A 12,835-nucleotide genomic window follows, 5' to 3' on the forward strand; every position below is an offset into this window, starting at 1 on the left:
AATGTACAAGTACGAGATCATTCTGTACTGGAACAACGAAGATCAAGCCTTCGTCGCCGAGGCGCCCGAGTTGCCCGGGTGCATGGCGCATGGAGACAATCAAGAGTCCGCGCTGGAGAACATCAAGGAAGCGATGCGATTCTGGATCGATAGGGCACGGGAGTTGGGAAGACCCGTGCCGGAACCCTAGGACAAGCGCCTGACGTTGGCGTAAGCAGCATCAGGTGCCAGGCAACGAACCACAGATGCCGGGAGGCCACAAATGACCCAGCAGCCGGGCAGGTTTCCAGAAGGCGAACCATCGGCCAAGAGCATTATGGCCGCCCTCGTCCGCGCACGGAAAACGGCGATGCGCAGGGTAGCCGAATACGAAGCCAAGGAAGCTGCGAAGGCAGCGGCGGAAGCGCGGGGCGGCGCCGGTGAAGAGCAGTTGACTCAACCCGTCGCCGAAGGCGAGCCCGTTGGCAGTTGAGAACACCCGCCAACTTTTCAACGAGGCGCGGAGCTACGCGCAACTGCTTCGCGACGACGGCCCTTCCTTTTGAAGATGGGAGTCCTGCCCATCCTGGATCAGCGACGCCCGTCCAGGCTCCCGTTCCAGGGAGGGACCACGACCGTCACGTCCCCGTAGCACTTGGACTGGCAGGCCAGCCGGATCACGGGGTGGGATTCGGTGTGGGAAGAGGAGTCAAGGTACCCGAAGTAATTCAGGCGCCGGCGCTCGTGTGCGCTCACCTCGACGATTTTCTCCCGGCCGCTCAGAACGCCGATCCAGCAGTACCCGCATGAGGCGACCCGGCATTCGGCCGGGATCGGTCCGGCGATGCACCGGTGGTCCCGGGTCTGATAGTCCCGGTCATCCCCGGCGGAGGCGGAGGACAGGTCCTGTCCCTCGATGCAGGAGAAGGCGGCGTCCCGCTTCGATTCGTCGAATCGGACCGTGAACTTGCGGTTCACGGTGCGGAGGAAACCAAAGAGGCCCTGACTCGTCGTTCGGGATCGCTGTTTGAGGATCTTTTCCGGGTTGGGCCGCTTGGTGCGGGACGATCCGGAAGCGGAGCCGTTTCTGAAGGGTTGCTCGCCCACTTGCTGGAAGGCCATGAAACCGACCGCTGAGATTCCCAGCAGGAGCGATGCCTCAACCTTGAGTTGAGACGCGACGCCGCCCGCCAAACTGCGAATCTCGCTCCCGAGGCTCTCCAGGATCCGGCCGGGAGCCGATTCACTCCGCTCCAGAAGGGCCGCCTTGACCCGGTCCCAGTAAATCGATCCGAACAGGAAGTCGACGGACTCGTCCAACTGGTGCTCCAGCCGGTAGCGGCCGTCCAGGAGATACTGCTGCGCCGTTGCCGCCTCGTCGGTGGACTCCCGCAGGATCCGCTGGAGTTTCAGAGGCCAGAAGCCGAACCAGATCCGGGTCGCTTCCCGATCCACGGGATGAAGCGAGGGCTCCAGGTCCGCCAGCACTTCGTCCCATGCCGGTTCGTCATGCAGGTTCAAGAAGGCTCGAAACGCATCCATGTCCATTTTGCGGCGGCCATGATACCGCAGTTCCGTCGTTGAAGCAGTTCTCCGGCCTCGCGAGGTCCACGCCATCGTGATTCGTCGTGACTTGGCCTGATGCCGGGATTTCGATAGAGTTTCGACTTCTCACGGAGAAATCCATCCGATGCTGCACTATCTGAGGTGGCCCGATTTTGTGGTCATCTGCCTGAACCTGGGAGCCATGATCGCCATCGGGATCTACACCTCCCGCCGCAGCAAGTCGTCGGAGGCCTACTTCCTGGCCGGCCGCAGCATGCCCGGTTGGGTGGTGGGGATCTCCCTGATGTCCACCATCATCAGTTCCATGACCTTCCTGGCCATGCCCGGGTTCGCCTACCAGGGGGACTGGCGTTACGTCCCCGGGCACATGACCTACCTCATCGCCAACCTTGCGGCGCTGTTTCTGTTCATGCCCTTCTTCCGGGCCGGCCGGTTCCCGTCGGCCTACGCCTACCTGGAGCGCCGCTTCGGCACCTGGGCCCGGCTCTACGCCGGCGCCGGTTTCATCCTCTTCCAGGTGTTCCGTCTGGGGGTCATCCTCTACGCCGTCTCGCTGGCCATCGAGACCCTCAGCGGATTTCCGCTCCCCCTCATCATCGTGGTCTTCGGCGTCCTGGTGGCCTTCTACACCACGGCCGGCGGACTGGAGGCGGTGATCTGGACCGATGTGCTCCAGGGGGTGGCCCTGGTGGGAGGCGGGCTCCTGTGCGTGCCGGTGGTGGCCACGCTCCTTCCGGGAGGGTTGGAGCAGATCCTGACCGAGGCGTCTGCGGCCGGGAAATTCTCCATCGGAGACACCCATTTCTCCTGGGACGAGAAGACGCTCTGGGTCACGACGCTGCTCTACTTCTTCCTCTTCCTCCAGATCATGAGCACCGACCAGATGACGGTCCAACGCTACTCCGCCATGAAGACGGACCGCGAAGCCCGGAAAGGGGTCATCCTGGGCGCCTTCTCCACGATTTCGGTCTGGTGCTATTTCACCTTCGTGGGAACCGCCCTCTACGTCTTCTACAATCACTTCCCGGCCCCGGAGTTGTCCGGTATGGCGCCCGAGCAGGTCTTTCCCTTCTTCATCCTCACCCAGATGCCGGCCGGTCTGGCCGGGCTGATCGTTTCGGGTCTGCTGGCCGCGGCCATGTCCACCCTCGACTCCAGCATCAACGCCTCCTCCGCCACCGTGACCACCGACTTCTACCGGCGGCTGGTGGCGCCGGATCGGGACGAGGCGCACTACGTCACGGTGGGCCGCTGGCTCTCGGTGGTCTTCGGGGCGGTCATGATCGGTGCTGCGCTGACCATCTACCTCACCCGCACCGAGACCCTGATGGACCTCCAGAGCCTCCTCATGTCCATTCTCAGCGGCGGACTGCTGGGACTCTTCCTGCTGGGTTTCCTCACTCGCCGGGTGGACAGCCGGTCGGCCGCCGCGGCCACCGTCTTCGTCGTGGCCGGTGTCTGTCTCTGGGTCTTCGTGGGCAGCGAGACGGGCGCCCGAATCTGGCCGGCGCTGGCCGGGTTCTTTCCCGACCGGTTCTGGATCATCGTCCTGGCCAACCTGGCACTGCTGGGACTGGGATACCTGATCAGCTGGCTCCCGCGGAAGAGCCCGGTCCGGGACCTGACGAATCTCACCGTCTGGACTCAGAAAAAGCGACCGTCAGGTTAGGACGAAGAGTGGGCGCCCACGAGGGGTGTCCCTACGGTACCTGGGCCGCCTCCAGGTACCGGTCGGCCCGTTCCAGGTCCGACCGGTTCTTGAGGAACCGCCGCCGCCGCTTTTCCCGGATCTCCACCAGCAGGAGCGGATAGTTCCGGGACAGTTCCGCCAGGGCGTCAGCCAACGGCGACCCGGCTTCGAGGGAGTCCCGGGCCCGGATCTTTCGGGCCCGGTCGCGCAGTTCCACCAACCGGCTGTAGCCGGTGTGGAAGAAGGATTGCAGGTAGTGGCGCCCGAGTCCGTCCCGGGCCCGGTTCAAGTCTCCTTCGGCCCAGACCTCCAGTCCCAGGTTGATGCCGGTGAGCGCCTTGCGGATGGCCCGCTTGACCCGGGAGGTCCGGTTGGGAGGGATCCGGTCGGCGGAGAGGATCTTGTTGCAGACGAAGAACAGCTCCTCCAACAGCGGTTCCAGCTCGTGGGGCCGGGCGAAGGCGGCCATGGCCTGGAAAAGGAGGAGGGGACCCTGCTTCATCCGGGCCACTGGTGAGGGCAGGGTGCCGACGGCTCGCAGTTGGTCGCGCATTTTCTCCGGAAGCGGCGTCCCCGGAGGCAGATAGGCATACACGTCCAGGGCGTCGAAGTAATCCTGGAAACCCAGGTCCTCGATCCGCCGTTTCCGATTCTGATAGGCGGCCTCCTCCAGTTCGATGGAGGTGCGGTAGCGGGATTCCTGGATCCAGAGGCGGGTCTCCTCCGGGCCCAGCTCGTACAGCTTCAAAAGCAGGGCGCGGGCGAGCCGGGATTCCTCCGGATTCCTGGGCAACTGGACCAGGTAGGAGCGGTCCGGGGTTTCCATGAAGTCCCCGTCTGGAGCGGGACCCGGATCGTCGTCCACGATCTCCTCGAACCTGATCCGGCGTTTGAGCCAGAGTTCCAGGAGTTGCCGGTCGGTGCCCCGGACGATTTTGGCGGCCACCGGGTTCTCGGTTTGGATGATCTGTGCCGCCCAGAAGAGGAACTTCCCAGCGTTGGCGCGGTCGCGGTTCCAGAGGTCCAGGTCCAGAACGCCCTGCCACTGCGCCTCGGTGATGTGGGGCAACAGCGCCTGGATCCGGTGCTCGCCCAACTCCTTGAGTCCGAAGTAAAGCTGGGGGACGGAAAGGCGCCGAATCCGGGAGCGGTTCTCCGCCGTCTCCAGAAGACCGGCCAGGTCCACCGGGGCGTAGCAGGTCCGGTAGATGAGTTCGGAAGGACGGCGGAGCCCCACGGAAGCCAGGGCGGATGCTTTCGGATCCTGATCAGTCACGTTCGTCATTATACGGGAGAGCGTTACCGGCTCCCGGTCTGTTTGGCCGCCAGGTTGTGGGCTTGCCGGATCGGCTCCGGGAGCCGGTAGCGGGGGGTGACGGCCCGCGTCCAGTTCACGCAGGCTTCCAGGGGCAGCCCGTATCCCACCGAGACGAAGACGGGCCGGACCCCGGTGCGGGTGCGCAGGACCACGCCCAGCAGTTCGCGTCCGTCCAACAGGGGACTGAGCGATCCCTTGGTCAACTCCGGCTCCTCGTATTTGCCGCAGAGGCGGGTTTTGCCCACGCCGATGGTGGGAATCCCGAGCCACAGGCCCAGATGGCAGGCGATTCCGAATCGCCGGGGATGAGCCCGTCCGTGACCGTCCACCAGGATCATCTCCGGCGGCGCCGAGAGCCGGTCCAGGGCCTTCAGGATCGGAGGCAGTTCCCGAAAGCTCAGCAATCCGGGGACGTAGGGAAAGGGCGTGGGTGTGGTGGCCACCGCCGATTCCACGAGTTCCAGGGAGGGGAAGGCAAGGACCGCGACGGTGGCGACGGAGAGGCCGAGCGGGCGGCTGTAACCGACGTCCACGCCGGCGATTTTTTCCGGCTCAGGCAAGGGAAGGTCAGTATGGATGCGGGAGCGGAGCCGCTTCTGGAGTTGGACCGCCTCCTTTGGAGTGAGGTCCCACGAGTGCAGCGGTTCCATGCAACGGGCTCCGGGTCGAATCGGGGACCGCTTCAACGCCGGGGAATGGCCAGCCCCTCTGCGTCGCGGGTATCCCGATAGCGTTTCAACCGGGCATGAATGTCCCGGTACCGGTCGCGGATCTCCGGAGTCAGGGCCGAGCGGATGGACCCTTCCAGGCGCGCCAGAATCTGCCCGCAGGCGTCGTCGTCGAAGGGGAGCCGCCCGCCCACGTCGACGTAGACCGGGTTGGAGTGAGCCTCGGTCCCCGGATCTCCGTAGGCCCTGACACCGACCCATCCGCTCCCGGAGACCTGAAGCCTTTCCGCATGGTCCCAGATGCTTCGTCCGTCCGCGTCGAAGTAGCGGGAGACGACCCTGCCGTTCCATATGATTTCCAGGGTCCGTACCGGATAGAGCGGGCTCCGGACCCGGGCCTCCAACTCCAGGGCGACGGGCTCTCCTCCGGGGAAGTGAAGCGACTTTCCGGGACCCTTCCCGTTGACCGAGACCAGCAGCATGGGGCCGCTGGTCACGAAGCTGCGTCCCTGGACCACCCCCTCCATAAAGCCGCGCGGCGTCGGTTCCGTCTCCGAGAAGACGTAGGTGATGCTGTCACCCAGCTCCCGGCTGTAGGGAAAATCGGACGCGCCCACGATGGGCCAGCGGTAACCGAGGTTCAGGAAATCGTACCAGCCGTCCAGACCCAGGCCCCGGTAACCACCCAGTTGCAACAATTCCAGGAAGTCCGACTTGCCGGTCAGGCCCACGTAGTCCGCCTCCAGGCGGTAGTAGCCGCCGTGGTTGAGACCCATGTAGCCCCCCAGTTCCCTCGCTTGGTCCCCGATGACGGCCAGTGAGGGGCCCAGGTTGGCGTCGGCGGTCCACCCTGCGGCCGGAACGTAATCCTTGGCCAAAACGACGGTGACGTGCCCCATGGAGGAGTTGCGGTATTCCTGGCCCGACGACAGGAAATAGCCGCCCCGCCGGACCTCCGACGCCGGACCCAGACCGTGGGCCTGGCGCCACGATTCGAACTCCCGGCCCAGGGCGTAACCGCCCGTGTTCATGGACAGGCTGTAGGCATAGCGGATGTCCTTGGCGGAAGTGAGCACCAGCAGTTGGTCGTCGTTGCTTCCGTCGCGCTCGAAGTGGATGTGGGTGTCGCCGGAGTACCAGCCCAGCTCCGCCATGTCGATCCAGCGGGACACGGCGATGGTGGCTTGGCGGACCTCATTCTTCTCCAGCCGGAACACCCGCCGGCTGCGCTGGTATTCGTATCCTTTTCCCACCTCCACCACGCAGTGGCCGGGAGGGACCCGGACGCTGACGGAGCCGTCGGTGAAGAAGTAATCGTCGAGCTTCCGAAACCTCATGGGCCCCTGGCGCTCTCCATTGGTTCGCCGCAGCGAGTAGGCGAGATACGGATCCTGCCGGGGCTCCTGGGTGCCTCCGTTGATGCTGACCGTGGCGCTGACCGGGCGGCCGGTCCGCCCGTCGACGATCCGAAGCTGGAGCGTCGCGGCGTCGGGGCCGGGATCGGGCAGGGGAGGCGGAAGGGGACGGTGCTCGCTGATCTGGGCGTAGCGGCGCGTCTGCATGGAGTGGACGAAGGTCAGAAACAGCAATCCCGCAAAGGGAAGAATCAGCCTCAGGCGTATCCGGCCGGGTCGGCTCATCTCGATGCCGCTCCTTTTGCGGCGACCGGCCCCGCGGCGGACCGGCTTGCTTCAGCCTCTGCGATCCGGGCGGCGGAGGGTAGCGCCAAGCCTTGCGGATCGCCGGTATCCCGGTAGCGGGCCAGCCGGTCCCGGAGGGTCCGGACCCGGGCCAGCACGCTCTTTGCGGGAATGGCGCGGAGGGAGGAATCCAGCCGGGCCAGAATCTGGCCGCAGGCGTCGTCGTCAAAGGGGAGCTTGCCGTCGAGATAGACGTAGACGGGATTGGTGTGGGCTTCGGTCCCGGCGTCGGAATAAGCCCTCACCGCCACCCAGCCGCTGGAAGAGGCTTCGATCCTGCGGCTCAGTTCCCAGTGGGATCGGCCCTCGGCGGCGAAGGCCCGCGACACAACGCGTCCGTTCCGGATCAGGTCCACGTATCGGACCGGATAAAGGGGACTGGAGACTCGGATCTCCACTTCCAGCTCCAAACTGGTTTTCTCCTTCGCCAGGATCGACTCTCCCGGCCGCTTCCCGTTGACGGTGACCAGGAGCATGGGCCCGGAGGTGGCGAAGCTTTCCCCCCGGAGCAGGCCCTCGATGAACCCTCGGGGGGTGGGGGGCTCGGAAGCCCGCACATAAGTGATGCAGTCCCCCAATTCGCGGGTGGCCGGGTAGTCGGAGGCGCCCGCCATGGGCCAGCGGTAGCCAAGATTCAGGAAGTCGTACCACCCGTCCAGACCGAGCCCCCGATACCCTCCGAACTGGAGCAGTTCCAGGAAGTCCATCTTTCCCGAAAGAGCCAGGGAGTCCGCCTCCAGGCGCGTGTAGCCGCCGTGATTGAGACCGATCACTCCCCCCAGTTCCCGAGCCTGGTCGCCGATGACCCCCAGCGACGGCCCCCTGTCGGTGTTCGGGGTGTGACCGGTTCCCGGGACGTAATCCCGGGCCATGAGGATGGTCACATGCCCCAGGGTCCGGGTCCGGTACTCCTGGCCGGAGGTGAGGAAGTAGGGGCCTCGATTGCGGATCGAGCCGTCGCCCAGGCCGTGGGCCTGATGCCACGACTCGAAAGCTCCGCCCAACGAGTAGCCCCGCGTGTTCATGGAGAGGCTGAAGGCGTAGCGAATGTCCCGGGCCGAGGTCAGCGTCAGCAGGCTGTCGTCATTGGTTCCCGTGCGGTCGAAGTGGATGTGGGTGTCCCCGGAATACCAGCCCAGAGCGGCCATGTCGATCCAGCGGGAGAGGGTGACGGTGGCGTCCAGGATCTGCCCCGGATCCAGTTCGAAGGTGCGGTGCGACGGAACGTATTCGTAGCCCTTGCGCACCTCCACCGTGCATCGTCCTGGCGGCACCTTCAGGCTGAGGGTGCCGTCGGTGTAGAAGTAGTAGCTCAGCGGACGGAACCGGATCGGTCCCTTGTGCCGGTTGGCCGAACGCCTCAGCGAATGCTCCAGGTAGGCCTCCTCACCCTCGACGGCTCCTCCGTTGACGCTCACGGTGGCGCTGACGGGAGTATCCGATCCTCGCTCCACGATCTTCAGATTCAGGGTCGCCGCGTCGGCTCCGGCCTCCACCGGAGGAGGAGGCGCCGGGGCCGGCACTTCGATCTGACGGTGGCGGCTCAGTTGCATGGAGTAGGCGAACGAGATCAGGAGGCTGCCCAGAAACAGGATCCGGAGTCGTTTCACGGCCGGACGGGTCGGGCTCGTCATGTCAGCTTCTCCAAGGGCGTCAATCGTCCGCCCGGGCTTCCACTGCCGAAGAGGCCAGGGCGGCGCCGATTCCGGACCCGTCCTTGACCAGACGGCATTCTATCCGTTCGGCCCGGGATCCGAGGACATTTCGGAACATCCGGCGCATGGCTTCCGGATAACCTGGAGCGTGTTCGAACAGCGAGCCGTCCACGGTCATCACGTGGTCATCCTCCAACTCCGGATCGGCCCACTCCGCCGTGGCGATCATGGCCAGCGCACTGAGTTGTGCCGACCGCCTCAGGATCATCCGGGCCAGAGAGACCGCCTGCCGCCGCTGCTCCAGGCCATTATCCACCACGCCCGACCTTTCCAGGAAGCGGCGGGTCTCGGGCAGGCCGCCCGCATCCGCCGCCAGGTGCGAGAGGTCCTCCGCGCCCACGGCGCCCCGCTCTCCGAAGCTCCCCAGCGGATGGATCCCGGCCAAGAGCCGCCGAAGAAGCCCCCCCAGGTAGCGGCCGGCCACCATCTTCTCGAACCGTTGCTGTCCCGGATTTCGGGACCGCGAGTCCAGGTCCCGGTCGACGGGCGTGAGGACCCGGTTCCGAAGCGGGCCGAAGTCGAAGTTGCCGCACTCGAAATTGATGGCCGTGGACCCGAGCCAGGCGGCCAGGTTGGTTCCGGTCCCCAGGATTCCCCCGGCGAGGGTCCGGCGGTCCTGGAAATATCCCAGGATCAAGGTTCCCACCGTGTCGTTCAGCAGGACGTTGACCTTCACTCCTTGCAGACCGGCCTCCCGGCAGGCCCGGGCCAGTTCGGGGACCGGATCCCGTCCCACCAGGTCGGGCAGGTCCCACTCCTTGGTCCATTTCAGGAGGACGCCCCGGTCCGCCGACTCCATGCGGGTGGGAAAGGCGAAGGTGAACCCCACCCGGAGGCCGGAGGCGGCGACCTCCTCCTCCTCCAAAGTCCGGGCGATGCCGCCGGCGAGGAATCGAAAGAGGTCCCGGGAATGGACCTGGTGACCCGCCTCTCCCCCCTTGAGCTTCGAAGGAATGGGAAAGACCCGGATTCGGGGGCTCCCGGCGAGACTTTGATCCGGGTCGACCGAGAGCACCACTACCCGGAAGTTGGTGCCGCTCAGGTCCAGACCCACGTAGGTTCCGGGGTGGAAACGGGCCGTTTTGGGAATGAAGGTCCGGATCATGGCCAGGGAACCGGAGCGGTCCGCCGCCAGTCCCAAGTCCATCTGACGCTTGAATTCATCGATGATGGAACGGGCCGTCGCCAGCGTTGAAAGGTCCCAACTCCGGGCCGGGGAACCGTCTTCTGCGGGGTGGGAAACCAAATTCACATTCCCGGCGGGTTCTCGTCGGCCGAGGGACCGTAGAGGGCGGGGACCGGGATGTCGTTCAGGCGCAGGTAGACTCCCAGTTGGGCGCGGTGGTGAATCAGGTGATTCATGACGAAGCTCCGCAATACCGCGATTTTGGGCATGCTGAATATGGTGACGCCGTTTTTGAGGAGCGACCAGGGCAACAGGAAGGCCGCGTCGTCGGCGCCGGCGATGGAGGCGCGCGCCTCCCGGACGTGCTGGTCGAATTCGGCGAGCATCTGGTCCACACTCGTGGGAGCCGGGGGTTGCGGGAGGGGTTTCCCATCGGGCATGAGGTCCAGCTCGTCCTCCTGGATGGTGAGGGTGGCCCAATAGGGGATGTTGGCCAGGTGACCCGCCAGCCAGATCATGCTCCCGGACCTGGCGTGGGGTTTCCAGTCGAACCGGTCTTCCGGAACCCGCTCCAGGGTCCTGCGGGCGCCGTCCATCTCCTGGTCGAACTCGGGCAACAAGGCTTCGCTGATGGACATCTTTTGACACCTCCGTGGGCCGGCGGCTCCGGGGACCTTGTCCGCCGAGGCCGTTCTCCGGCAGAATCTCTCAAAGATCGGAAAAGGGGTCAATCGGAAAACACATCATGTCTGTTCGGATCACCCCGCCTGCCGAGTTCGGACTCCGTCCGGAAGCCCCCCTGGCTCCCCTGACCACCCTGGCCATCGGAGGAAACAGCCGTTGGCTGCTGGAACTGCGCGACCCGGGACTGCTGGACACCGCCTGGAACTGGGCCCGGAGCCAGGGCCTGCCGGTGCTATTCCTGGGAGCGGGAAGCAACGTCCTCTTTTCGGACGCCGGATACGACGGCTTGGTGATTCGGAATCGCCTCCGGGGACGGGAGCGCGCCGGAAACGAGGTGCGGGTCTCGGGAGGGGAGGACCTGGGGGAGACCATCCGTTGGGTCAACCGGCTCGGTCTGGCCGGGATGGAGCGCCTCTACGGCATTCCCGGAACCGTGGCCGGAGCCGTGGTGGGCAACGCGGGCGCCTACGGGCAGGAGATCGGGGACCGGATCCGTGAGGTGTCCTTCTGGTCGCCGGAGCAGGGGGTGACGACCCTCCCCGCATCGGACCTGGACTTCCGTTATCGCCACAGCCGCTTCAAGGAGCGTCGGGAGTGGTTTCTGCTCTCCTGCACCCTGGCCCTGGAGGCGGCCTCGGAGCCTCTGCAGCCGGTCTCGGACCAGATTCTGGCCACCCGTCTGGCCAAGTATCCGGTGGGGCTGAAATGCCCGGGCAGCTTCTTCAAGAACGTGATCGCGGACGAACTCGATCCTCAGGGTCTGAGCCGGATTCCCGAGGATTTCATTTTTTACGGGAAGATACCGGCCGGCAAACTCCTGGACGAGGTGGGCGCCCGGGGGCGGCGGATGGGAGGCGCCCTGATCGCGAGTCATCATGCCAACCTGTTCGTCAACGAAGAAGGCGCAGCCAGCCGTGATATGCTGGCTCTGGCCCGGAAATATTCAAATCGGGTCCGTGAGAAATTCGACATCGAGTTGGAACCGGAAATCCTGATCGTCAGTCCAAACCAATGGCGTTGACCGCGATAGACACCCACCGGGCGCCCACACGCAAGTTCCTCATCGAGGGGGGATACACCCTCTACGGCGACTACCCGGTCCAGGGCAACAAGAATGCCGCCCTGCCGCTGATCTGCGCCGCCCTGCTGGCCCGTTCCCGGGTGGTTTTGAACCGCGTCCCCCGCATCGACGACGTGGAGAACCTCCTCCGGCTCGTCCGGGTCGTGGGCGTGGAGGCGGAGTGGCAGGGAGAGACCCTCCACTTGGACTCCAGCGGTCTGAAACCGGAGCAGCTTCCCGCCGATCTGGTGGAGAAGCTCCGGGGCGCCATCCTGCTTCTGGGTCCCTTGGCCGCCGCCTTCGACCGTGTCTCCTGCGTCAGTCCCGGCGGCTGTCCCATCGGACGCCGCTCCTTCGACGTCCACTGGTCGGTCCTGGAAGCAGCGGGCTTCCGGGTTCGGGAGGACAGTTCCTCCATCGACATCTTCAAGAGCCGTCAGGTGGAAGACCCGGTGGTCTACCTGGAGGAGGCGTCGGTCACGGCCACGGAGAACGCCCTGATCCTGTTCGCCGCATTGGGGGGCGGGACGATCCGCAATCCGGCCCGCGAGCCGCACGTCCTGGCCGTGGTGGATTTCTTGCGGAATCTGGGTTGCCGCATCGAGCTCCATCCCCTCTACTACCGGGTGCTCAACGGCGTCGGCGAACCGGGGGAGGAGATCGAATTCGACGTGCCGCCGGACTACATCGACGCCGGCACTCTGGCCATCGCCACTGCCGTGACCCACGGGTCGGTTCGTCTCCTGGGTGTCGGGCAGCAGGACCTCATGGGCGTCATCCCCGTTCTGGAGCGGTTCGGAATCGAGTTTCGGGACTGCGAAGAAGGTCTGCAGGTCGAGGCCTCCAGAATGGTCAGTCCCTCGCAGCTCACCGCCGGTCCATGGCCGCTGTTCCCCACCGACCTGGTGTCGCTGGTGATCGTGTTGGCGACTCAGGCCCAGGGCCTGTGCCTGGTCCACGACTGGATGTACGAGGCCCGGATGTTCTTCGTGGACAAGCTGGTGCGGATGGGCGCCCGGATCACCATGTGCGATCCGCATCGGGTTCTGGTGGAAGGCCCGCGCCGGCTCCGCGGCAAGCAACTGGAGTCTCCCGACATCCGGGCCGGCATGGCGCTGCTGGTAGCCGGCCTGTGCGCCCAGGGAGACACGCGAATCGAGCACGCCGAGGTGGTGCTGCGGGGTTACGAGAACGTGGTGGGCAGGCTGCGCGGCGTCGGCGCCCGGATCCGAGGCGAGAGCTAGCCGGTGTCCCGGATGCTCCTCCGCAAGACTCTAACAGTCCGTGGTGAAAGTCCCGCGAGCACCGAGACCGTTCCTGCGCCCGCCG

Annotated in this window: 12 protein-coding genes; 5 read left to right on the top strand and 7 right to left on the bottom strand. The window is 65.5% G+C overall.

Features of this window, described 5'->3' with window-relative positions:
* Position 1: 1 nt before the first annotated feature.
* Positions 2–190, top strand: a complete 189-nt coding sequence (locus OXT71_04330) for a type II toxin-antitoxin system HicB family antitoxin (GenBank protein MDE2925607.1) — start codon at positions 2–4, stop codon at positions 188–190.
* Between the two features lie 72 nt (positions 191–262).
* Positions 263–472 carry a hypothetical protein gene (locus OXT71_04335; GenBank protein MDE2925608.1) on the top strand — a complete coding sequence of 70 codons (210 nt, stop codon included), beginning with the start codon at positions 263–265 and terminating at the stop codon, positions 470–472.
* 98 nt (positions 473–570) lie between these two features.
* Here OXT71_04335 and OXT71_04340 read toward each other — a convergent pair whose 3' ends face one another.
* Positions 571–1,521, bottom strand: coding sequence for a hypothetical protein (locus OXT71_04340; protein ID MDE2925609.1), 951 nt, complete (start codon positions 1,519–1,521; stop codon positions 571–573).
* Between the two features lie 148 nt (positions 1,522–1,669).
* On the opposite strand from OXT71_04340, the gene OXT71_04345 reads away from it, so the two are divergent.
* The gene (locus OXT71_04345; protein ID MDE2925610.1) at positions 1,670–3,214 is read left to right on the top strand and encodes a sodium/solute symporter; all 1,545 of its coding nucleotides are present in this window, start codon (positions 1,670–1,672) and stop codon (positions 3,212–3,214) included.
* Between the two features lie 31 nt (positions 3,215–3,245).
* On the opposite strand, the gene OXT71_04350 is transcribed toward OXT71_04345, so the two are convergent.
* Genes OXT71_04350 through OXT71_04375 form a run of 6 tightly spaced genes read right to left on the bottom strand, consistent with a single transcriptional unit; the run spans position 3,246 to position 10,400 of the window.
* Complete coding sequence (locus OXT71_04350; GenBank protein ID MDE2925611.1) at positions 3,246–4,520, bottom strand: DUF6178 family protein; 1,275 nt, start codon at positions 4,518–4,520, stop codon at positions 3,246–3,248.
* Positions 4,521–4,534: 14 nt separating this feature from the next.
* Positions 4,535–5,203: a deoxyribonuclease V gene (nfi, locus tag OXT71_04355; GenBank protein MDE2925612.1), complete on the bottom strand. Its 669-nt coding sequence runs from the start codon at positions 5,201–5,203 to the stop codon at positions 4,535–4,537.
* 32 nt (positions 5,204–5,235) lie between these two features.
* Positions 5,236–6,861 carry a CehA/McbA family metallohydrolase gene (locus OXT71_04360; GenBank protein ID MDE2925613.1) on the bottom strand — a complete coding sequence of 542 codons (1,626 nt, stop codon included), beginning with the start codon at positions 6,859–6,861 and terminating at the stop codon, positions 5,236–5,238.
* The gene (locus OXT71_04365; protein MDE2925614.1) at positions 6,858–8,555 is read right to left on the bottom strand and encodes a CehA/McbA family metallohydrolase; all 1,698 of its coding nucleotides are present in this window, start codon (positions 8,553–8,555) and stop codon (positions 6,858–6,860) included. The genes OXT71_04360 and OXT71_04365 overlap by 4 nt, the downstream gene beginning before the upstream one ends.
* Before the next feature lie 19 nt (positions 8,556–8,574).
* A complete protein-coding gene (locus OXT71_04370; protein MDE2925615.1) occupies positions 8,575–9,888 on the bottom strand; it encodes a hypothetical protein in 1,314 nt (437 codons plus the stop codon).
* Positions 9,885–10,400 (bottom strand): DinB family protein, encoded by a 516-nt coding sequence (locus OXT71_04375; protein ID MDE2925616.1) that lies wholly within the window; start codon positions 10,398–10,400, stop codon positions 9,885–9,887. Before OXT71_04375 ends, OXT71_04370 begins: the two co-directional genes overlap by 4 nt.
* A gap of 107 nt (positions 10,401–10,507) precedes the next feature.
* Between OXT71_04375 and murB the strand changes: the two genes are divergently transcribed.
* Positions 10,508–11,467 (top strand): UDP-N-acetylmuramate dehydrogenase, encoded by a 960-nt coding sequence (gene murB / locus OXT71_04380; GenBank protein MDE2925617.1) that lies wholly within the window; start codon positions 10,508–10,510, stop codon positions 11,465–11,467.
* Complete coding sequence (locus OXT71_04385) at positions 11,458–12,750, top strand: UDP-N-acetylglucosamine 1-carboxyvinyltransferase (GenBank protein ID MDE2925618.1); 1,293 nt, start codon at positions 11,458–11,460, stop codon at positions 12,748–12,750. The genes murB and OXT71_04385 overlap by 10 nt, the downstream gene beginning before the upstream one ends.
* The last annotated feature ends 85 nt before the right edge of the window (positions 12,751–12,835 follow it).

The organism is Acidobacteriota bacterium (genome assembly GCA_028874215.1).
GTDB lineage: Bacteria > Acidobacteriota > UBA6911 > RPQK01 > JAJDTT01 > JAJDTT01.

Excerpts from the sequence above, each read along its gene's own strand:
- OXT71_04360 (MDE2925613.1), bottom strand. The coding sequence starts at position 6,861 with ATGAGCCGACCCGGCCGGATACGCCTGAGGCTGATTCTTCCCTTTGCG.
- OXT71_04335 (MDE2925608.1), top strand. The coding sequence starts at position 263 with ATGACCCAGCAGCCGGGCAGGTTTCCAGAAGGCGAACCATCGGCCAAG.
- OXT71_04350 (MDE2925611.1), bottom strand. The coding sequence starts at position 4,520 with ATGACGAACGTGACTGATCAGGATCCGAAAGCATCCGCCCTGGCTTCC.
- OXT71_04385 (MDE2925618.1), top strand. The coding sequence starts at position 11,458 with ATGGCGTTGACCGCGATAGACACCCACCGGGCGCCCACACGCAAGTTC.
- nfi (MDE2925612.1), bottom strand. The coding sequence starts at position 5,203 with ATGGAACCGCTGCACTCGTGGGACCTCACTCCAAAGGAGGCGGTCCAA.
- OXT71_04365 (MDE2925614.1), bottom strand. The coding sequence starts at position 8,555 with ATGACGAGCCCGACCCGTCCGGCCGTGAAACGACTCCGGATCCTGTTT.
- OXT71_04340 (MDE2925609.1), bottom strand. The coding sequence starts at position 1,521 with ATGGATGCGTTTCGAGCCTTCTTGAACCTGCATGACGAACCGGCATGG.
- OXT71_04375 (MDE2925616.1), bottom strand. The coding sequence starts at position 10,400 with ATGTCCATCAGCGAAGCCTTGTTGCCCGAGTTCGACCAGGAGATGGAC.
- murB (MDE2925617.1), top strand. The coding sequence starts at position 10,508 with ATGTCTGTTCGGATCACCCCGCCTGCCGAGTTCGGACTCCGTCCGGAA.
- OXT71_04330 (MDE2925607.1), top strand. The coding sequence starts at position 2 with ATGTACAAGTACGAGATCATTCTGTACTGGAACAACGAAGATCAAGCC.
- OXT71_04345 (MDE2925610.1), top strand. The coding sequence starts at position 1,670 with ATGCTGCACTATCTGAGGTGGCCCGATTTTGTGGTCATCTGCCTGAAC.